The sequence below is a fragment of the uncultured Kocuria sp. genome (assembly GCF_947500125.1).
Lineage (GTDB): Bacteria > Actinomycetota > Actinomycetes > Actinomycetales > Micrococcaceae > Kocuria.
The window spans coordinates 51,570-70,374 of record NZ_CANMRA010000016.1 but is presented as its reverse complement, the minus strand read 5'-3'; the positions used below and the strand labels follow the sequence as shown (position 1 = coordinate 70,374).

General features: G+C 64.0%; 21 protein-coding genes and 1 pseudogene. 10 read left to right on the top strand and 12 right to left on the bottom strand.

The features are described 5' to 3' along the window. Positions 1–22: 22 nt before the first annotated feature. A complete protein-coding gene (locus tag Q0817_RS11915) occupies positions 23–1,606 on the bottom strand; it encodes a cytochrome ubiquinol oxidase subunit I (RefSeq protein ID WP_047804855.1) in 1,584 nt (527 codons plus the stop codon). Positions 1,607–1,714: 108 nt separating this feature from the next. On the opposite strand from Q0817_RS11915, the gene Q0817_RS11910 reads away from it, so the two are divergent. The 3 genes from Q0817_RS11910 (at position 1,715) to Q0817_RS11900 (ending at position 4,982) form a co-directional block, all read left to right on the top strand. Continuing rightward, positions 1,715–2,101: a BlaI/MecI/CopY family transcriptional regulator gene (locus tag Q0817_RS11910; RefSeq protein ID WP_255396363.1), complete on the top strand. Its 387-nt coding sequence runs from the start codon at positions 1,715–1,717 to the stop codon at positions 2,099–2,101. 6 nt (positions 2,102–2,107) lie between these two features. Continuing rightward, complete coding sequence (locus Q0817_RS11905) at positions 2,108–3,058, top strand: M56 family metallopeptidase (protein ID WP_047804853.1); 951 nt, start codon at positions 2,108–2,110, stop codon at positions 3,056–3,058. A gap of 310 nt (positions 3,059–3,368) precedes the next feature. Next, the gene (locus Q0817_RS11900) at positions 3,369–4,982 is read left to right on the top strand and encodes a M23 family metallopeptidase (RefSeq protein ID WP_053005120.1); all 1,614 of its coding nucleotides are present in this window, start codon (positions 3,369–3,371) and stop codon (positions 4,980–4,982) included. Positions 4,983–4,990: 8 nt separating this feature from the next. Here the strand turns inward: Q0817_RS11900 and Q0817_RS11895 are convergent. The 3 genes and pseudogenes from Q0817_RS11895 to Q0817_RS11885 form a co-directional block, all read right to left on the bottom strand. Further along, a pseudogene (locus tag Q0817_RS11895) lies at positions 4,991–5,173 on the bottom strand (IS1380 family transposase); the annotation flags it as partial. Positions 5,174–5,271: 98 nt separating this feature from the next. Further along, positions 5,272–5,508 carry a cold shock domain-containing protein gene (locus Q0817_RS11890; RefSeq protein ID WP_047804851.1) on the bottom strand — a complete coding sequence of 79 codons (237 nt, stop codon included), beginning with the start codon at positions 5,506–5,508 and terminating at the stop codon, positions 5,272–5,274. Positions 5,509–5,636: 128 nt separating this feature from the next. Continuing rightward, on the bottom strand, positions 5,637–6,158 hold the full coding sequence (locus Q0817_RS11885) for a hypothetical protein (protein WP_047804850.1): 522 nt from the start codon (positions 6,156–6,158) through the stop codon (positions 5,637–5,639). Between the two features lie 41 nt (positions 6,159–6,199). Here Q0817_RS11885 and Q0817_RS11880 point away from each other — a divergent pair, with 41 nt between their 5' ends. Next, entirely contained in the window at positions 6,200–6,697 is a 498-nt protein-coding gene (locus tag Q0817_RS11880) for a DUF1990 family protein (protein ID WP_047804849.1), read from the top strand. Positions 6,698–6,806: 109 nt separating this feature from the next. On the opposite strand, the gene Q0817_RS11875 is transcribed toward Q0817_RS11880, so the two are convergent. The 4 genes from Q0817_RS11875 to Q0817_RS11860 form a co-directional block, all read right to left on the bottom strand. Further along, positions 6,807–7,295, bottom strand: a complete 489-nt coding sequence (locus Q0817_RS11875) for a GNAT family N-acetyltransferase (RefSeq protein WP_047804848.1) — start codon at positions 7,293–7,295, stop codon at positions 6,807–6,809. A gap of 313 nt (positions 7,296–7,608) precedes the next feature. Then, positions 7,609–7,953 (bottom strand): hypothetical protein, encoded by a 345-nt coding sequence (locus tag Q0817_RS11870; protein WP_047804847.1) that lies wholly within the window; start codon positions 7,951–7,953, stop codon positions 7,609–7,611. Between the two features lie 134 nt (positions 7,954–8,087). After that, positions 8,088–8,570, bottom strand: a complete 483-nt coding sequence (locus Q0817_RS11865; protein ID WP_047804846.1) for a hypothetical protein — start codon at positions 8,568–8,570, stop codon at positions 8,088–8,090. 164 nt (positions 8,571–8,734) lie between these two features. Further along, the gene (locus tag Q0817_RS11860; protein WP_047804902.1) at positions 8,735–9,328 is read right to left on the bottom strand and encodes a recombinase family protein; all 594 of its coding nucleotides are present in this window, start codon (positions 9,326–9,328) and stop codon (positions 8,735–8,737) included. 251 nt (positions 9,329–9,579) lie between these two features. Here Q0817_RS11860 and Q0817_RS11855 point away from each other — a divergent pair, with 251 nt between their 5' ends. Beyond that, on the top strand, positions 9,580–10,035 hold the full coding sequence (locus Q0817_RS11855; RefSeq protein WP_075873089.1) for a hypothetical protein: 456 nt from the start codon (positions 9,580–9,582) through the stop codon (positions 10,033–10,035). A 39-nt stretch (positions 10,036–10,074) separates the two neighbouring features. Further along, positions 10,075–10,251 (top strand): histone-like nucleoid-structuring protein Lsr2, encoded by a 177-nt coding sequence (locus Q0817_RS11850; protein ID WP_083665265.1) that lies wholly within the window; start codon positions 10,075–10,077, stop codon positions 10,249–10,251. Here Q0817_RS11850 and Q0817_RS11845 read toward each other — a convergent pair. Both Q0817_RS11845 and Q0817_RS11840 read right to left on the bottom strand, forming a co-directional pair. Then, positions 10,204–12,609 carry a DEAD/DEAH box helicase gene (locus Q0817_RS11845; protein WP_277552131.1) on the bottom strand — a complete coding sequence of 802 codons (2,406 nt, stop codon included), beginning with the start codon at positions 12,607–12,609 and terminating at the stop codon, positions 10,204–10,206. The genes Q0817_RS11850 and Q0817_RS11845 overlap by 48 nt on opposite strands. A gap of 151 nt (positions 12,610–12,760) precedes the next feature. Next, the gene (locus tag Q0817_RS11840) at positions 12,761–13,702 is read right to left on the bottom strand and encodes a DUF1837 domain-containing protein (protein ID WP_298587684.1); all 942 of its coding nucleotides are present in this window, start codon (positions 13,700–13,702) and stop codon (positions 12,761–12,763) included. A gap of 406 nt (positions 13,703–14,108) precedes the next feature. Between Q0817_RS11840 and Q0817_RS11835 the strand changes: the two genes are divergently transcribed. Further along, a complete protein-coding gene (locus Q0817_RS11835) occupies positions 14,109–14,438 on the top strand; it encodes an Lsr2 family protein (RefSeq protein WP_075872991.1) in 330 nt (109 codons plus the stop codon). Positions 14,439–14,907: 469 nt separating this feature from the next. Here Q0817_RS11835 and Q0817_RS11830 read toward each other — a convergent pair whose 3' ends face one another. Both Q0817_RS11830 and Q0817_RS11825 read right to left on the bottom strand, forming a co-directional pair. Continuing rightward, positions 14,908–15,258 carry a hypothetical protein gene (locus Q0817_RS11830; RefSeq protein WP_139318639.1) on the bottom strand — a complete coding sequence of 117 codons (351 nt, stop codon included), beginning with the start codon at positions 15,256–15,258 and terminating at the stop codon, positions 14,908–14,910. Then, entirely contained in the window at positions 15,255–16,025 is a 771-nt protein-coding gene (locus Q0817_RS11825; RefSeq protein WP_075872990.1) for a ParA family protein, read from the bottom strand. Before Q0817_RS11825 ends, Q0817_RS11830 begins: the two co-directional genes overlap by 4 nt. A gap of 618 nt (positions 16,026–16,643) precedes the next feature. Between Q0817_RS11825 and Q0817_RS11820 the strand changes: the two genes are divergently transcribed. The 3 genes from Q0817_RS11820 to Q0817_RS11810 all read left to right on the top strand — a co-directional run bounded on the left by Q0817_RS11820 (position 16,644) and on the right by Q0817_RS11810 (position 18,728). Further along, positions 16,644–17,669, top strand: a complete 1,026-nt coding sequence (locus Q0817_RS11820; protein ID WP_298587678.1) for a DNA-binding protein — start codon at positions 16,644–16,646, stop codon at positions 17,667–17,669. A 236-nt stretch (positions 17,670–17,905) separates the two neighbouring features. Next, positions 17,906–18,103, top strand: a complete 198-nt coding sequence (locus Q0817_RS11815; protein WP_075872987.1) for an antitoxin VbhA family protein — start codon at positions 17,906–17,908, stop codon at positions 18,101–18,103. After that, the gene (locus tag Q0817_RS11810; RefSeq protein WP_075872986.1) at positions 18,096–18,728 is read left to right on the top strand and encodes a Fic family protein; all 633 of its coding nucleotides are present in this window, start codon (positions 18,096–18,098) and stop codon (positions 18,726–18,728) included. Before Q0817_RS11815 ends, Q0817_RS11810 begins: the two co-directional genes overlap by 8 nt. Positions 18,729–18,805: the final 77 nt, after the last annotated feature.

Sequence of the window (18,805 nt, the reverse complement as noted above, 5' to 3'; positions counted from 1 at the left end):
GGCCGTTCTGTGGTCGTCGGGCTCAGTAGGCGAAGGCCAGCACGTCATCGCGCCGACCGGTCATGCCCTCGGGATGGGCGGGGTCATCGTCCCGGTGGGCGAGCTCGGGCATGGCCGAGGCGACCCCGCCGCGCACGTAGCGCACGAGCAACCTCGTCTCCACCACCAGCAGGACCGCGTAGATCAACCCGAGGGTGATGAGGGAGAAAAGGATCTCCTCCCCGCTGACTCCCGGTGACACGGCAGCGGCGGTGTACATGTACACCCCGTCCACACCACTGGGGTTGGGATTCGGGACGACCACGAACGGCTGCCGGCCCATCTCGGTGAACACCCACCCGGCGATGTTGGCCCCGAAGGGTGCCAGGATGGAGGCCACCGCCACCCACATCAAAGGCTTGGAGGCCGGGACGGTGCCCTTCCGGGTGATCCACAGCGTCAGCGCCGCGAAGCCGGCGGCGAGCATGCCGAAGCCGATCATCAGGCGGAACCCCCAGTAGGTGACCTCCATCAGGGGCAGGTAGTCGATCTTCTGGCCGGCCCGTTCGCCGTACATGGGGTCCTCAGGCAGGTGGGTGCCGTAGGCGGCCTCGTACTGTGGGATGAGGGTGTTCACGCCCTTGACCTCGGTGTCGAAGTCCCCGTGGGCCAAGAACGACAGCAGACCCGGGATCTCGATGACGTTGGTCACCTGGTCACAGTCCTGGGCTCCGAGCGGGCCCACGGCCAGCACCGAGAAGCTGGTGCCGTCGTGGCAGGCCGCCTCAGCGGCGGCCATCTTCAGCGGCTGCTGGTCGAACATGAGCTTGCCCTGCAGATCCCCGGTGGCGGCGACCCCGCCAAAGGCGACGGCGGCGACCACCGCACCGATGCGCAGGCTGGACAGCCACACCGCGTGGTCGACCCGGTCCCGGCCGGGAATATCGACCCGCTCTCCCACGACCACGGCACCGGAGTCGTCGACGGTGTCGATGTTGTCCCGGCGGCGCTGCCACAGCTGGTACCAGGAGACCCCGATCAGGAACGCCGCGCCCACTGCCACGGACCCGGCCAGAGTATGGGAGTAGGCCACCAGGGCCGTGTTGTTGGTCAGCACCGCCCACACGTCGTTCATCACCGGGCGGCCGTCCACCATCTCCACGCCCACCGGGTGCTGCATCCAGGAGTTGGCGACGATGATGAAAAAGGCAGAGACCACGGAGCCGAGCACCGCGGTCCACAGCGTGGCCAGGTGCAGCTTCTTGGGCAGGCGGTCCCACCCGAAGATCCACAGGCCCAGGAAGGTGGACTCGAAGAAGAAGGCGAGCAGGCCCTCCATCGCCAACGGTGCCCCGAAGACGTCGCCCACGAAGCGGGAGTACTCACTCCAGGCCATCCCGAACTGGAACTCCTGGACCAGGCCGGTGGCCACGCCCATGATGAAGTTGATCAGGTAGAGCTTGCCCCAGAACTTCGTCATCCGCAGCCAACGCTCGTTGCCGGTGCGCACCCACATCGTCTGCATGAGCGCCACCAGCAGCCCCAGCCCGAGCGTGAGCGGGACCATCACGAAGTGGTAGACGGTGGTGATCCCGAACTGCCACCGGGCGATCTCCAACGGATCCATGGGTTGTCCCCCAAGCGTTTTTACAGTGGTGTAAAAATAGTTCTACGACTCGTAGAAATATTTCTACACCACTGTAGAACATGTGGGTCGGTCCGCTAGAATCAGCTGGTGGCAGTCAACGACTCGAAACGCGCAACCTCCTTGGGTGACCTGGAACGATCCGTCATGGAGATCCTCTGGCAGGCGGACACCCCCCTGTCGGCCTACGACCTCCAGGACCAGCTGACCGGAACCACCGACAGCGGCCGGCCCCGCGCCGCCACCACTGTGCTGACCGTCCTGTCCCGCCTGGAGCGCAAAGGCTTTGTCACACGAGAACGCACCTTCCGCCCCCACCGCTACCTAGCTGCGGCCTCCCGGGAGGAGCACATGGCCAACCTCATGCACGAGGTCCTGGGAACAGCCAACGACCGGGCCGCTGTGCTTGCACGCTTCGTCGGAGGCGTCAGTTCCGAGGAAGCACAAACTCTGCGGCGCCTCCTCGACGACCACTGAGTCCATGTGATCAGCACCTCGCTCGCCCTGGCCGCATTTGCCCTCGCCCTGGCCTGGCCCGTCCCGATCCTGCTTTCGCACGCCAAGTGGCCGACCCGCGCCCCCGCCACCGCACTGGTGCTCTGGCAGGCCGTCGCCCTGGCCGGCGGGCTGTCGATGCTCGGGGCCTTGCTCACCTTCGGTTTGGCCCCTTTTGGGCCGGACTTGGTCAGTGGCGGCATCAGCTTCGCCACCAGCTTCTTGGGAGATCAGCCATGGGGCCCGGCAAGGCCGGTGCACATCCTCGCGCTGTCCGGAGCAGTTCTGCTCGGCGGGCATCTGCTGCTGAACCTGGTCGTCACGATTGTGCGCGCCGAACGCGATCGCCGCCGCCATGCCCAGCTGGTCCTGCTTTTGAGCACACCGCTGCCCGACGCCCCCGGCACCCGGCTCCTCGACAACCCCGCCCCGGTCGCCTACTGCCTCCCCGGGGCGTTCACCACGATGACCGTGCTCTCTGCCGGGCTGCTGTCGCTGCTCGATGAGGACGAGCTGGACGCGGTGATCGAGCACGAAAGGGCACATGCCACCCAGCGCCATGACATCGTGCTGATGCTGTTCCGCGCCTGGAAGGCTTCCCTGCCCTGGTTTCCCATCGCCGACCGCGCCCACCGCGAAGTCGGGGTCCTCGTTGAGATGCTCGCCGACGACCACGCCCGCCGAAGCATCGACGACCGCTCCCTCGCCCGAGCCGTCGCCCTCGTCAGCACCAGTGGATCCGCTGCTCCCCCGCACCGCATCCAAGGCACCTGGACAGGCGCGGCCCCTGTCGAGGACGCCCGTCAGCGCATCCTGCGACTGGAAGCCACACCCTTGCCGGCGGGACCAAAGGCAACAGTCATCAGCGCAGCCGCTGCGCTCATCACCGTGCCCACCGTCTTGCTGCTCGCCCCCGGCCTCACCAACCTGATCGACTGACAGGAGTGGACCATCCTGGTTGCCACGGCACCACCTGAACCACGATTTGGCGCCGTGACACCGAGGTCTACCGCGTCAAGTGAGTTGCATCAGCGCCACTTTGCCACCGATTCAGGAACCTCGAATCAGAGGGCGGCAGCTCTGCGCGTCATACAGCGTTGCGTCCCCGCCCTACACCGCATTAACGGGAGCGAAGACGTATCCTCAGGAGGATTGTCCGTGCTCCTACGCGCACACCGATGTTTGATGCCTTCGGTCCGTTGCTTGATCTTTCCGTCGCTGCCCGCGACATCCTGGGGGAACCACGATCATGCCCCGCGACTCCTCTCGCCGCCCTGCCAAGTCCGACCTCCGTCACCGCGCCTCCTCGCCGGTGAGCGCCCTCGCCGCGTTCTCGGCCCTCGTGGCGGTGAGCGTGGCCGTCAGCTCGGGCATCACCCCTGGGACCGGCGAAGAACGAGGGGCTGCCTTCGGGGTGTCGGCGAGATCCTCGGCCTCCTCGGAGCGGTCGGACAGCGGGTGGAGCCTCTTCGCCTCGGGTCAGGAGCGGCAGCGCCCTCCGACGGCACCGTTGCGGCAGGACCGTTCCACCTCGCCCGTCCGGGACGGCGCCGCGGGCGACGGGTCCTGGCGCCAAGGCACCGGCCGGGGCGACGGCGGCCGAAACGCAGCCTCGACGGTGCGCCCGGGGAGGCACGCACCGAGGCTGTACTCGGGCGAGCTTCCCGTCAACACCCTCATCGCCCCCACCACTCCCGGGGCCGTCCTGACCGGGGGGACCTTCGGGTGGCGGATCGCTCCCGATCGCGGCGACCGCGAGTTCCACAACGGCACCGACGTCTCCGCCGCCGCAGGGCTGCCGGTCGTGGCGGCCGCCGAGGGCGAGGTGACGGCCGTGTTCTGGGACGTCTGGGGCGGCAACCGGGTGGAGGTCACCCACGCGGACGGGCTGAGGACCACCTACAACCACCTCGAGGACGTCAGGGTGGCCACCGGTGACCGGCTGGCCGCGTCCGAGCAGCTCGGTTCCGTCGGCGCCACCGGAACCCGGGTCACGGGACCAAACCTGCACCTCGAGACCTGGGTCGACGGGCAGGCCGTGGACCCCCAGTCCTTCGACTGGGTCGACGGTCTCCGCGTCATTCCCGCCTCCCGCAGCAAGTACTCCTTGGAGGTGCCCGTGCCGGCTCTCGCGGAGGACGAGACCGCCGCCAAGAAAAAGACCGCCCCGGGCGAGGAGACTGCCAAGCAGAAGAAGGCCGCCCAAAAGAAGGCTGCCGAGCAGAAGGCCGCTGCGACCAAGAAGGTCACGAAGGAGCCACAGCCCACGGCCGAGCCTTCCGCTCCTGCAAAACCCAGCCCCGCACCGACTCCTGCACCGCCAACGGCGCAAAAGCCCACGCCCCCCCAGACCAAGCCGGTAAAGCCCGCCAAACCAGCACCTGCTCCTGCCCCCTCCGGATCTTCGACCGCACCGCCCAATCCCGCACCGCCCAAACCCGCACCGTCACCGTCCGCGGACACTGGGGACGAGAAGGAACTCCTGCCCGGGGTGGCGCCCCGGATTCCGGACACCAAACGGGACACCGATCGCGACGGCACCCTCGACATTAAAGACACCGACCTTGACGGCGACGGCATCGACAACGAGGCTGACGACAACCTCGACGGCGATAAGTTCGTCAATGAGGTTGACCCGGACATGGATGGGGACGGCCTGCTCAATGAGGAAGACCCGGACATCGACGGGGACGGCATCCTCAACGACAAGGAAGAGGAGCCCATACGCCCGGCACGAATGGCGACTGCCAAACCAACCCCCAAGACTGGTGAGCCAAACGATCCTGTAGACATCACGGACCCTGCCAGGGGAACCGAGGATGCCGGGACCTCGTCGACCACCGGTGCGGTGCCAGCCCTCTAATAGACGGCCTCGAACAGCTTGCTCATCGCGCTCTGGCGCAGCAGGACCAGGTCGTCGATGCTGTCGGCCCCGGCGAGCATCCCGGCCACGAGCGAGGAAACCTTCAGCCCCGGGTTGGCGCCCTTGTCGGTGGGCACGCTCAACCGCTCATCGACCAGGTCGCGCAACCCGATCTCCTGGGCCAGGCGCATCACCGGCAGCAACCCCACCCGCTCAGGTGGCCGAGGTGTACAGGTACGCCCACCTACTCAGGGCAAGCAGACGCGACTGACCGCGGTAGGAAACTCGCCTATGCAATCCCTTCGACCCGTATCGCTCGGGCGGGATAGCCGTCCTGCTCGACCCGTTCCCAAGTGATGATTACCTGCTGGCCCGGAACCAGTTCCTTATAGGCGTTCTCCGGGCCCTCGATGTGCGTGAAATGCACGAAACACCCGCCGGAGTGACCCGAGAGGTCAACCACCCCCCAGCCCTCATCGCCGTACCACTCCCGCACCACGCCGTCGCTGCTGTAGCTCGATCCCATACCCCAATGATTCACCTCGCTGACCGACCAAAGCCATGCTGACGCCAAGGGCGACCCACATCAGTCCCCGACGTCCGCTGTTGATCTGCGCCCATCCCTGATCAACGCCTTTCCCTGAAGGTGCCGGCCTAAGTGGACCGGTCGTGCTCATCGCCGACGCGGTTCCAGCGTCGGCGGATCGCCACACCCAGGACCATTGCTCCCCCGAGAACCAGGAGGCGCGGCAGCAACTCACCCAGCCCGGGGGCCCCGCGCGCAACGATGGCCACCAGCTCGATGCCAACCAGCAGTCCCGTCACCACACAAGTGAGCAGACCCACCCAACCGCTGTCGTCACGTTCGAGCTTGATCCAGGCAATGTTGATCACCACGAAGGCCAACCCCAGCCCGACCACGGGCAGGTTCGCCGGGCCGGCAGATCCGGCCAGCTCGACCAGGGTCCCGGCGACGGCCAGACCCGCGAACACGGCCCCCAGTGCTGGGGCGCATTCCCGGCCCAGCGCCAAGGGCACGAGGACGGTCGAGTACAGCACCAGCAGCAACCCGATGCCGATTCCGGCACCGATCACGGCCCCACTCGGGGGCGAGGTGAAGTAGATGATGAATCCCCGGGCGATCAACACCGCACAAGAGAGCGCACCCAACCCCACGAGGGCTATATATAAAGCGCTCCCTTGGCATAGTGAGCGCTATGACTCTGCTCGACCGCCCACTGACCTACCCGGAGATCGGTGCCACCGCCGGGCAGTTGCCCGACGGGTACGACCATCTGAGGGTCCACCGGGTCATCGGCCACGGGGAGCCGACGTTCCACCGAGCCGCGGAGCGCCTGATGAGCTGGCAGATGCACCGGGCAGCCGGCCTGACCGTCGAGGCCACCACACCGCGCGTCGAGCAGGGCAGCCGCGTCCGTCTGCGCCTGGGCCGGCACCTGCTGCGGATCTCCTTCGGCTGCCAAGTGGTCTACGTCGTGGAGGAGGAGCGCCGGCGGGGCTTCGCCTACGGGACCCTGCAGGGCCACCCGGAGCAGGGCGAGGAGAGGTTCTGCGTCGATTGGCGGGAGGACGACGCCGTCGTGTTGACCATCACCGCTTTCTCCCGGCAGGGCACGTGGTGGTCCCGCGCCCTGGCGCCGATCAACCGGCGGCTCCAACAGCGGTACACCTCCCGCTACCTGCAGGCTCTCTAGCGCCTCCCCGACAACAGGACGGCGTACGCCACCGGAGTCCCCATCGCGACGCCGCATCCTCGCGCCAGCTCTCAGCACCGGTGGAAAGGACCGGCGCCCATGGGCGGGGTCAGCTGGGTCGTGACCGCTCCATCTCCAGGGCGTGCCAGGGCTGGCCGCCCACCTCGGTGCTGCGCACCCGCCCGGTCTCCCGGAACCCCAGGCTCTCGTACACGCGCCGGGCGGAGACATTGTGCGCGTAGACACCGAGCTTCATCACCGGCAACCCCGTGACCTCGAAGCCCGTGCGCACCGCTGTGCCGATCAGTCCCCGCCCCAGACCGCGCCCTCGAGCGTCCGGGTCGAGGAGGATGCACCCGAGCCGCATCATGTGTGCGTCGACATCGATGAGCAACGAGGCGTGACCGACCGGATCCCCGGAGTCGGGATCCAATCCGGTCCAATACCGGCGCTGATCATTCTGCAGATAGGTCTCCAACTGCCCCCGATCCAGCGGCCACGTGAAAGTCCGCCCGGACCAGAGCACCATGTCGGCCTCGGAGGGCACCCAACTCAGGAAGACGTCCAAATCGGCTGGGCTGGTCTCTCGGAGGCGCATGCCCCAATGCTAGGGACGCCCCGCCTTAGACCGGCGCTGCCGCTGACCAGGCCGCATGTTCGAAGATGAACCTCAACCGCAGCACAGTGGGTCAAAGATTGAACTCCGGATGAGGCCGTCGCGGCCGTCAAGTGATCTCCTTCCGTACGTATGGAGGCCCCAGGTAAGGTCGCCCCACGCTATGGCCGACCTGTCGGCAAGGAGCACTCACGGGTCTCGTCTGAGAGGGCGAGAGAAAGGCAGGAAGCAGACCCCGGAGTCTCGCCATACCCTCCAGCTGAGCCCGCAGAGGAATCCCTTGCCCTCCATGGGATCAAGCAAGGGGTGGATCCTCGTCGATGAACGTGAACATGACAGTCATCACCGGCCCCAAGGGATCCTCGGAATCCGTGAGCACCAAGGCCGCCCGCAGGCGGACCGGCAGGTCGAGGATCGGTTCCTCCCACGGAACGAATCCTTCCGAGGTGCCATGGACGTAGATGCCCACACGGATCTTGCCCTGCTCATGAAGCCCCACGATGTAATCAATGACGCCCTCTTCGGTGGCGGGCAGACCGTAGGCGGTGGCATCGTCCATCACGTTGGCGACCATCACCCAGTCGATCTCGTTGCGCTCCCGCAGCAGGCGCTCCAGCCCTGCATAGTCCGGGCTGCCCATCGCTGCTCCTTTCCCCAACTGTGCTCGTGGTTCCTGCGCCTGAGGTCGCGGGGCCAAGCCTGTCATCCCACCGCGACGACGCGACACACGCGGTCGTGGGCACGGTCACCCGGCTCACGGGCGCCGTCGGAGGTCTATTGGACCCAGACTTCGCAGGTCTTGCCGGTCGGTGCCCCGTCCAGGGTGAACTGGAGTCGGAGCGTCCCAGCCGCTTCCGGGGGCGGGGGCACGAACTCCCAGGCGCTCTCCCACTCGGTGCCGTCCCCGGCCGCCTGTCCGGCGACCAAGCGGTACTCGGTACCGAGCTCATCGCTGAGCACCACCCCGACCCGGTCCAGAACGGAGAACCCCGGCATCAGCGGCAACGGCTCCTCCTCGGTCATCTTGTCCTGCCGTCGTTGGGCCCAGGCCAGGCGGGCAGCCTGGAACTGGCCGTCCCGGCGCATGGTCTCGGCCCCTCGCACCGCGGCGAGGCTGATCCGTACGCCGTGGCCACCCGGTGGCTCCTGCGCATGCGGAGACAGGCTGGCAGCGAGGTCGATGCCGGCGAAGCGCACATCGATCCCGTCGCTGGTGGCCACCACCAGATCGGCAGGAGCAGACACAATGGTTCCCATGCCACCACCGTAGAGAAATCGACAGGTGTCAGGTCGAGCGCCACGCGCCCTCCTTCCGCACTGGTCAGCGGAATTCGGAAAGCACCTCAATCGACCACCGGGCCCTGCCTCGCACCCGGGCACGAACGGCATACGTATCACGATGCCCACAGGAGATGACGGTCTCAGATGGTCGTCGCTTGCGGGAGTTCCCGAATCCGCCGGTAGAGGGTGGCCCTGGACATCCCGAGGTCCCGGGCGACCTGAGTGGCCGGCTCCCCCGTGTCGATCAGCCGCAGCGCGTTGCGGATCTGGGAGTCGGTGAAGGTCTGACGCCGCCCACCGAGGTCCTTGCCGGCGGCCCGGCGCTTGGCCACCGAGTCAGTGATCCGCTCCCGCTTGATCTCCAGCTCCATCTGCGCCAGGGCCGCCATGACGGTGAACACCATCGAGCCCATCGGAGTGTGGGTGTCCACGTCTCCCCCACCGAGGTTCAGCACCCGCAGACCGGCGCCTCTCCCGCGCAGCGCTTCGGCGAAGACCAGCATGTTCTGCGTCGACCGCCCCAACCGGTCCAGCGTCGTGATCACCAACGTGTCGCCGTCCTCGAGCGCGGCCACCGCTTTGTCGAAGGCAGGACGCGACGCACGGCCTCCAGACACTCCACTGTCTACGTAGAGGTCATCGCGCCGCACGCCGGCGGCCAGGAGGTCAGACACTTGACGGTCCGCGTCCTGCTGACGCGTCGACACTCGGGCGTACCCGATCAGCTTCCCCACGTCCACCCCATCTGTCTCGCAACCAACGTTGAGTATTTGATTCTAGGGGCAAACATAAAGCACATAGTTGCAAGACTCATCGACCCGCGGAAACCCGCAGAGGTTCTCCACCGCAAAATTCGACGGACGAGACGTCTCGCATCCCTTGCCTTCAAAGACACACCCGACGAGTTGCACAGGACTGCCGGGCAAGTGCGTGCAATGGTTACGATGGAATTCACTGTTGTCAGTCATGAGCCATAGGAGGAACGATGCCGTTCGAGGTGTTCAACAAGAGGATGACTCCGCTGGCCAAAGCGCCGAGCGTGACCATCCAGAAGCGCGGAGTGATCTCGCTGAACAAGGCCGCCCACGATCTGGTCGACAACGCCGAGACGGTGGAACTACTCTACGACCGCGACCGTCAGGTCATGGCACTGCGCGCCACGGATGACTCCTCCCCGCATGCCTACGCGGTCCGGAACGGGTCCAAGCGCGGGCCCGGGCAGGCGATCGTCTCGGCCACCGCCTTCACCGCGCACTACGGCATCGACGCCACCGCTACCAGGCGATGGAAGCCCTTCATGGAGGACGGCATGCTCTGCGTGGACCTCACCGAAGAGGGCACCGTGATCACCGGCAACCGCGCGAAGACCATGGCTTTGGCGGATCCAGCAGAGGCATCTGCCGACGATGTGCCCACCGACGACGCCCCCGACCACCCCTGACCCCAATCCCCCACCCGGATACCGAAAGACACACCGCCCATGGCTCAGAAAGTCGGAGCGCATCTCGAGGACGATCTCAACGGCGGCCCCGCCGAGGACGCCATCCAGTTCAGCCTCGACGGCAAAATCTACGGGCCCGACCTCTCCACCCCCGATGCCGAGACAACCTCAATCTCCGACGGCCGCGGAACCCCACTGACTGTCAAAACCTTCTAGGAGACGCAGCACTTCCTGAGCCGCATAGCGAGCCACAGGAGCTGTTTCCCAGTCCACGGAGACAATCCAATCCTGAACAGCAGCTCGGTCGAGCTCCCCATCGCGCTGAAGTTCACCAATTGCAATTGTGGTTGCACGAGACAAGCCCAACCCAATAAGTGACATGTCGGTTGTACGAGGAACCCCCAACTCCAGCATCATAGTCACGGCCTCAGCAGACTGCTCGCCCATGGGACGGCCTGCGGCGACTTCGAGGGCATCTGCATAGCAGGCGAGGTATTTAGGAGCATGAAATCTGCAAAAATCCTCCACATCTTTCATTACATCTCGGATAACGCTGGACCAGTCGGCCGTCCCCTGAGAGTTGCGGTAAGCGTATCGATCATCAATGATTCTGCTCATGGGTACACCTTTCATCCATCGCACAATGAGTCGCGATAAGGAAAAGCGCCGACCGTCATTTCCACATGGACCGCCCAACGTCACCGCAACCAAGTCAAGAGCAGACTTGTACGCCTCATAGGCGTCATCGCTTTCCGGAGTGGGTAACACGAAGGACTCAAGGTCATTCTGATTCCGGAAAAAATCTACAAGCGCCTGGATGCGCGTGGGGCTAATTCCCGCATGGCGAGCAATTACGAAACGTGGAACATTCACGTCAGTTAGAGCGCGTGCAACAGCCTGCTGAGCACGATCTGCCAGGGCGTCAGAGGTACGAACCCCGAAAATCTCAGAGGGCGTGCGGTTGGCCATAGAACGTGAACTCAAAAAACTGAGTAAGGTCTCTTCGACCGCATCGGCAGGCCGACTAGGCTCAGAGATAGTCCAATCAACAAAACTTTCAAGATCGGTGACGCCAACATCAGTTAAATCGGCCGCTCGTTGAATAATTTGACGCGTGCGAGCCGTGGGCACGGCCCCCCATCCTCCCTTTTCTGTGTCAATACATACAACATTTCCTTGAAATTCGTTGCCCCAGCGGCCCGCGCGCCCAGCCAAGTTCCAGAAGTCTGCTTCATTCATCTTCTGGTCACCCTTCTTGGGAGCACGAACAAAGATATTGGTACAAGGAAGGTTCACGCCCTCCAGTAGAGTCGACGTACAGGTCAAGTACTTTACAATACCGTCCTTGAAAAGGCCCTCTACAAGCTCCTTGACATGCAGGGGCATAGAGCCATAGTGGAAAGCCGAGCCCTTTCTAAGGGTGGTACATAGGGCAAACTTCGGGTGGATTGCCGCGGAGACGTAGGAAACGGCGTCATTAATGCGTTGCTTGGTAAACGCATCCAATTCCTGTTTGGGTCGGTAATGGGAAATGAGGCTTGCCATCTTTTCAGCAGACGCTCGGCCGTTAGCATAAATTAGATTGCCAGTGCTGTCTTCGCCCATTGCGAGAGCGATCAAGGCGAACTTCATCGCAAGTGTTGTTGGGCGATTGGAGAGGTGTACCTTGCCTGCGGCGTAGCTCTTCCCCCCATTAGCAACCCGAACCTCATATGATCGCGTATTACGGGGCACTTGATTGACATAGAGCAAAGTTTGGTTGACAGTGCAAGTTCCATCAACAAGTGCCTGTGCCGAGGTATTCCCAGGCCTTCCCTCCAGTAGGATTTCAGGATTGGACGCCATCGGACTGGCGAAGACGACATGAAGCAATGGATTGCGAGATACTGCCTCGTCAATCACTTCGCTCAAAATAATGCCGCGCGAATCATCACCCACCTTTTGGGCTTCATCAACAACTAAGAAGTCAAATGAAAAGCCAGACTTAAACTGTTGTATTAGATGAAGGCGTTCCTGGGTTAGGACATATAGTTCTTTGTCGTTTTTGAGGACTTCTGCATCCCAGGGAAGTGTAATGACTGGTACGTCAGAAGGGAGGGATTCACGAAAAGCAGTTCCAGTTTCCTCAACAAGTGCGCGTGTAGGCGTCAAAAAAACAACGCGACATGGATTCGCACCAGCGATTTTTCGTTCGACCCATTTACGGAGAATAAAGCTTTTTCCAGAGGACGTAGGAGCGGAAACACTTACCCATGAACTATTCTCTGCCGCTTCCCAGAAGCGTCGCTGGAACGGATTTGCCAGGAAGGACTGGCCGTCACCAAAGTCAATGGAAAAGGATTGCTCCTTGGCTGCAATCTCCCATTGCAAATCCAATGGCACCCGCACGGCGTCGTCGGCAGCTAATAGCCCTCGACTTTTGGCCAACCCAATGGCGCGGCTGTTGCCCATACGTCGGAGAAGTGATTCAGCGCCCTCGCGTTCCACGTCGGTGGATACTGGAGAGATAAGGCACCCTTGAGCGATGCGTAGGATGGCTTGTTGTGCGGCTTCGCTTTCCAACAAATCGGTCATGGCACTAGCACACAGAAGAGCGAATCGCCAATTAGGTTCTGGAGGCCTCTCGCCGTCGATCACGGGGATTGAGTTGAGCAATGAGGTTCGAACCGAGTAATCAACAGCGCTACGTACGCCTGGACGCTCAAGCGTCTTGGCAACAAAATCGTTAGGATTCACTAAGGGCGATCCTGATCGAATCGCGAAACTCGATTTCGTTAGGCAGAGGAATCAAAAATACTTCAACTTGATAGTTTGAAATACCATGCTTTTGGATATGCCCCAGTATGTTAGCACTCCATTTAGTGAGGTCGTTTTGAATAGCAATACGCGCTGCTTCTATATCGGCTGGAAGAACTGGATACTCGTCTACAGAAAATCCAATAAGACATGCAGCGCGTACATCGAGTTTTTGAGACTTGGGATGAGCCTCATCAAAGTAATCTAAAATGGCATGACGTAAGTTTAAATCGCCTAAGTCTGCGTACTCTTTGATCAGAAAGAGGTCTTGCGTATCAGCTGATCCAATGAGGAATGGGGCACTGCTATTGAAGCAGTCTGCAAAAGCACTCGTATAATTTTTGTAGATTTTAGATTCGCCCCAGTAAAGCCCCAGCGTATGGTCCTCCTCCAACTTGGCGTGAATACCATCGGACCCGTGCACTTGCACTTGCGTATTTGTCTTCAGTGAAAGCTTGCTGAGGATTTGTGGAACTTGGAGATGTCTTTCAAGAAGAATGTATAGGAGAAGTTCACCACCTTCGCCGGTATTTTCTTGCTTGGTGGTGAAAAGACGCCTTGCGTTCAAAACTGCCTCGGTCATCGCCTCATCCCGCTCAAGTTCATCATCGATAGACTTGATTGAGTTGAGCCTGCTTCTGGGTGTGCAAAAACGTAGAATTTGCTTGGAGAGCTGTCGGGCCAGTGGCTTAACCCTGGGGTTCCCTGATGGGTCACTAGCCAAGTAATGGCATCGAATCGTGGCCTTAGTGTCGGCGATAACCTGCGGTTCGACTGGCTCATGCAGTAGGTGATCAAAGCGCGACCAGTCTCCCTGTACCAGCTCAGCGAACGCGGTCTTGAGGTCAAACTCTTCCTCGGCGGCAGTCAATCCGGTACTCCTACGGGTAGGCTTTGGGCAACGGTACCGCAGAGCAAGTCTGAGACCTTTGCGACTCGGTGAAGCGTCCTGAATCGACATTGATCCGTAAGCTAGGGTGGATACTCCATGGGGTGTCCCGGTTGCTTGAAATCGTGCCCAACGTGTCGACCAGAGTTCTTCGCCAATGAGGTGGCATGCTACGTCATCACGGTGGTCGGCGGATGGATTCGCTGTGTGATGATCGTGGAAGGGTGCCGGAAGAAGCGGATCAGGTTTCTCGAGCTACCGACTTAGAACTTCGGGGACTCTGCTGCCCCCTCCAGAGAGCATGTATGCAATTAGGTCGGTGCCGGGGTTACTGACTGTGAGCGTATTCCAGCGCAAGACACGATGAGATCAAGGGAAAGGTGCTGTGATGGCCCAGAGCGTGCAGATCATTCTGGAGGACGACCTCGAGGGTGGTCCTGCTGATGAGACCTTCCAGTTCGGCCTGGACGGCCGGCAGTACGAGATCGACCTGTCGGCAGCTAACGCGGAGAAGTTGCGGGAGGCCCTGCGCCCTTACGCCGCCTCCGGCCGGCGGGCCCAGGGCAAGTCCGCCCGGGTCACCGGGTCCCGTTCCTCCTCCGGTGGTAACCCGGAGACGGCGAAGATCCGGGCATGGGCCAAGGAGAACGGCCACCAGATCTCCGACCGCGGCCGTATTCATCAGTCCATCAAGGACGCCTACTACGCCGCCCAGTAGGTACCCACTCCCCCACCTGGACACGCCCCTCGAGCCTGTCCAGGTGATCTGCGACAGCAGAGGCTGGCGCTTGCGGGCCACCGCTGCGACATCGAAGCGGAACGTCTCGGGGCAGGGGTCGAGTACCGGGGGCCCTCACCGTGGTCCCCTCCGCACGGTGAAAAGCCGGTGACAGGCTGACGGTCCTTGCCCGGAACGAGGCCGCCGGGACGCCCCGCGTCCAGATCGGACAGCGCTGGTCGTCCCTTTGGCCCCCGAGACCGGATCCTACTGGGGGTTGGCCCTGGCTCCTTGCGGAAGGAGGCGGGCATCCGCATCGATCAAAGACCCCCGGGACCACTCGCCCCATCCCGCCGCCTGTCCCCAGAAGAAGAGAACCCGGCCCACCACCAACGGTGAGCCGGGTTCCTTCCTCGCCGACCAGGGGAAAGCCGCCCGCATCCGCACCCCCCTATCGGGGGTCCGGGTACTACCGGTTGATCTGTTGGGCGTAGGCGCGCACCGCGTTCTCGATCACCGCTCTCGCTGTGCCGTCGTGCTCGGTGAGCTCCTCGATCAGATCGGAGACGTCCTGGGCCACCCGCACACCCAGCTGGATCGTGGGCTCGCGACGAGGCCGGCCACGCCCGCGCTTAGGCGCGGCCGACGGGGGTTCCGCCGCCGGTGTCGCTTGCAGCGGCGGGGACGACACCTCCTGCGTCGCGGGCTGGGGTGTCGTGGTGCGTGGGGGTGTGTAGTCGACCGGGTCGATGTGCTCATCCGGGGCCGGGCGCGGCCGGCGGCGCTGCAATGAGGCGGGACGCTCCGGCTTGTCGGTCATCGCAGCACCTGCTTCGCAATCGCAGTGTAGGCGTCCAGCACGCGGGCGCCCTTGCGGTACTGGCCGTACCACTCCCCCGAAATCCGCACCTCCTGGACGATGGCCCGGTCCGGGATCAACGGCTCCAGGAACAACCCCGTGGCCCGCAGCTCCTCGAGGCTGGCCACCGCCGCCCGGCTCATGATGGTTTCCTTCACCCCACCGACGACGATGCCGGCCTCCGTGAGAGTGTCCGGGGCGCCGAGCTGCTGGCGGTGCCGACGGAACTGGGCGACCGTGCGCCGGGCCCCGTCCACCCCGTCGATGCCATCGCTGGTGGCGGTGGCGGCGTAGACCACGGTGTCCGCCGCGTTCAACGCCGACAGCGTCAACGGGCCACCCTGCCGGTTGGGACAGTCAATGACCACCACATCCGCTTGCAGACCGGTCAGAGAGATCTTCAGCCGCAGCTCCGCATGATCGGCCCGATCGGCCTCACGGTTGGAGACATTGCGGGCCGAGGGAATCACCCGGAGGTTCGGGTGCCACCCGCTGGGCACCGCGAGATCCTCGGCCCAGCCTTCGGGGTTCTCATCGCCCAGGATTGCCCCAATGTGCATTCCTTCCGCCGAGGGCTGCACCCCGAACCACTTGGTGGAGGCCGCGCGGGGGTCGAGATCAACGAGTACGACTTGACGCCCTTCGGCGGCGGCGACCATTGCTAGGGAGACGGCGGTGGTGGTCTTGGTGACTCCGCCGGATTCGCTGTACACCATGAGGGTTTGCATGGTTGCACGGTACCAAGACAGCTAGGGAGCTTGCCATATAGCTCGAAGGCTAACTAGCCAGCCATATATATAGAGCTCTATTTATCTTGCTATCTACCATTAATTCGAAGGCCCTTGGTACATCGTTCCGTCGGGCGTTCATGCGCCTAGCGAGGGCGCAGTGAGTGCCACGCTTGTTTCTTGCCTAGCGACCCGCCCCAGAGGGAGCCCCAGTAGTCGGCGTCGTCTGCCGTGCGGCCACCATCGCCTGTGGCGGTTGAGCTCGTGTGTATCTATCGCTCTGCGCCACCGAGCAGTCTGCCGACGAGGTGCCAAGGCACCTTCCCGGCGTCCATCGCGTTCTTGGCCTCCTTCTCCATATCCCCTGTTGCGTCCGGAACGCCCCCAGCTCCCTGTCAGAAGCGGGGGATCTCTACAAACGAGACGTGGAGTAGGGGAATGGCACCAAGGTGGCGCCGACTTCCCCTTGGGCAAGTGTTTCGGAGGCCCGTCAGGGCCGTAGAAATGCGCGGCAGCCATCGTTCGACGAGGAAGGAGGCGGGCCGATCTGGCGCTGAAACGCGAGGCCGCGCTCCTACAGGAGGAGTCACGGGCCGCGACCGAGGGAGGGATGTGCCGATGGGCGTGACCGCGGGTGCCGGCACAACGCCCATGTACTTTTGCAGTAGTAGTAGTAAGATTACTACTACTATTTACTACTACTACGGAGGTTCTCTCATGACGGAGGCGATCCAGCGCAGCGCGCGGGAGCGGGTGTTCGCGGCGTGCGACCGTCTCGCGGAGGCGGAGGAGCGCATCACGGTGGCCGCGGTGCGCCGGGCGGCGCAGGTGTCCATGCAGGACGCCTCGGATGGGGTCCGGGCCTGGCGGGAGTCCCGCGCCCAGGTTCAGTCCGTGCCCGAGCCGCCGGAGGCGGTGGCCCGGGCCCTGCGCGGGGCGTGGGGGACGGCCCTGAGCACGGCGCGGGCCGAGGTCGAGCACATCGCTGCCGAGGCGCGGGCCGGCCGGGAGCAGGCCGAGGCGGAGGCTGCGGAGCTGGTCACCGCGGTGACCGAAGCCGAGACCGGCCGGGAGCAGGCGTTGCACGACGTCGAGCGGCTGCAGATCGAGCTGGAGTCTGCTCGTGCCGCTCTGGTGACGGCACGGGCGGAAGCGGCCACGGCCAAGGAGGAACGCGCCCGGGAGGAAGGCCGGCGGGTCCAGGCCGAGGTCGAGGCCGCCGAGCTGGTCACGAAGGTCTCCGAAGTGGAGGCCAGCCGGGGTCAGGCCGTGGCGCGCGCGCAGCGGCTGGAGGCCGACCTCGAGGAAGCTCGCACCGAGGCCCAGTCGGCGCAGCAAGCCCGGGAGCGGGCCGAGGCCCAGGTGCTCGAGCTGACCGCCACGGTCACCGCGACGGAGTCGGCTCGGGACCAGGCGCTGCACGAGGTCCAGCTCCTGCAGACTGACCTCGAGGGGGCACGATCCGAGACGCAGGCCGCCCGTGCGGAGGCCACCGTGCAGGGCCGGGCGCACGCTCATGAACAGGGTCGGCGTGAGGAGGCCGAGCACGAAGCGCAGCGGCTGCGGGCCGAGCTGACCACCGCCCGTGACAGGGTGCATGCCCTGGAAACGGCAGCACAGAACGAGCCGCCCCGAAAGCCCTGAGGGAAGCGGCCGCTGAGCAGGCCATTAGTCACTCTTCGATACGCCACAGCACCGGTAAAACGTGGCGGGTGGCGTCTAATGCTCTCTGGCATCCCGGCATTTCGCCGCACAGTGAGCTGTAGTCGGCGGGTCCGCCCGGACGGGAACCCGGGGGTGTGGTGGCCCGTCGCTGGCCAGGGACGCCTTGATAGACTGATACGCACAGCACGGCCCAGCACACCGACCGGGGAGGTTCCATGGCGCAGCAGCACATTCTGCCGCCGGCTCTTGAGGTGGATCGGGCACGGCAGGTGGCTTCCGTGGTGCACAGTGCGGCCATGGAGGGACTCCACGTCACTGCAGCGACCCGGGCGGAGCTGGATCGTTTCGCCGAGGGTGGGCTCGAGGTCGAGGAGCTGGTTCGGCGCACGCGCGCCCGCTACGGCCTTGAGTGAGGCCCCCAGTCCGCACCGTGACCCGTATCTGGACCCGCACACCGGGGTCCTGACCAATTTGATCGGCGCCCGCACCGCGACAGAGCTCGCCGCCGCGGAAGCTGATCTCGTGGTGGTCCGCACCCTGCAGCTGTGGCGCCATCCACCGGCGCCTACCCGAGGTCTGGCCGAGCTGCAGGCCATTCACCGTCACCTGTTCCAGGACATCTATCCCTGGGCGGGGCAGCTGCGCACCGTGGATCTGCGCAAGACGGTCCCAGGTGCGCAGCCGTTCCTGCCGGTGTCGATGATCGCCCGCTCGGCCGGTTTCGTCTTCGACCAGCTACGCCAAGACCGCTACCTGCAGCACCTGGATCGGGACCGGTTCATCGAACGGTTGGCCTATCACTATGACCAGGTCAACTATCTCCACCCGTTCCGGGAGGGCAACGGGCGCACCCAGCGCTTCTTCTTCGATTCATTGGCCGTAGCCGCCGGCTGGTGGCTGGACTGGGCCCAGGTCACCGGGGCGGTCAACGACGCTGCGTCCCGGGACGCGGCCGAGAACCATGACCTTGCTACCTTGCAGGAGATGTTCGCGGTGATCCTCACTCCTGCGCCTCAACACCGTCGGCCGCGTTCCTGACCGGACCAGCTAACGGTCGGACAGGCCCGGGCAACGCGAAGCCCCCGAGAACACTGCGACACTCAGCTCGGACGCGA

Coding starts and splice junctions, on each gene's coding strand:
- Q0817_RS11915 (WP_047804855.1), bottom strand. CDS start 1,606: ATGGATCCGTTGGAGATCGCCCGGTGGCAGTTCGGGATCACCACCGTC.
- Q0817_RS11900 (WP_053005120.1), top strand. CDS start 3,369: ATGCCCCGCGACTCCTCTCGCCGCCCTGCCAAGTCCGACCTCCGTCAC.
- Q0817_RS11890 (WP_047804851.1), bottom strand. CDS start 5,508: ATGGGATCGAGCTACAGCAGCGACGGCGTGGTGCGGGAGTGGTACGGC.
- Q0817_RS11880 (WP_047804849.1), top strand. CDS start 6,200: ATGACTCTGCTCGACCGCCCACTGACCTACCCGGAGATCGGTGCCACC.
- Q0817_RS11875 (WP_047804848.1), bottom strand. CDS start 7,295: ATGCGCCTCCGAGAGACCAGCCCAGCCGATTTGGACGTCTTCCTGAGT.
- Q0817_RS11870 (WP_047804847.1), bottom strand. CDS start 7,953: ATGGGCAGCCCGGACTATGCAGGGCTGGAGCGCCTGCTGCGGGAGCGC.
- Q0817_RS11865 (WP_047804846.1), bottom strand. CDS start 8,570: ATGGGAACCATTGTGTCTGCTCCTGCCGATCTGGTGGTGGCCACCAGC.
- Q0817_RS11855 (WP_075873089.1), top strand. CDS start 9,580: ATGCCGTTCGAGGTGTTCAACAAGAGGATGACTCCGCTGGCCAAAGCG.
- Q0817_RS11850 (WP_083665265.1), top strand. CDS start 10,075: ATGGCTCAGAAAGTCGGAGCGCATCTCGAGGACGATCTCAACGGCGGC.
- Q0817_RS11845 (WP_277552131.1), bottom strand. CDS start 12,609: ATGACCGATTTGTTGGAAAGCGAAGCCGCACAACAAGCCATCCTACGC.
- Q0817_RS11835 (WP_075872991.1), top strand. CDS start 14,109: ATGGCCCAGAGCGTGCAGATCATTCTGGAGGACGACCTCGAGGGTGGT.
- Q0817_RS11830 (WP_139318639.1), bottom strand. CDS start 15,258: ATGACCGACAAGCCGGAGCGTCCCGCCTCATTGCAGCGCCGCCGGCCG.
- Q0817_RS11825 (WP_075872990.1), bottom strand. CDS start 16,025: ATGCAAACCCTCATGGTGTACAGCGAATCCGGCGGAGTCACCAAGACC.
- Q0817_RS11820 (WP_298587678.1), top strand. CDS start 16,644: ATGGGCGTGACCGCGGGTGCCGGCACAACGCCCATGTACTTTTGCAGT.
- Q0817_RS11815 (WP_075872987.1), top strand. CDS start 17,906: ATGGCGCAGCAGCACATTCTGCCGCCGGCTCTTGAGGTGGATCGGGCA.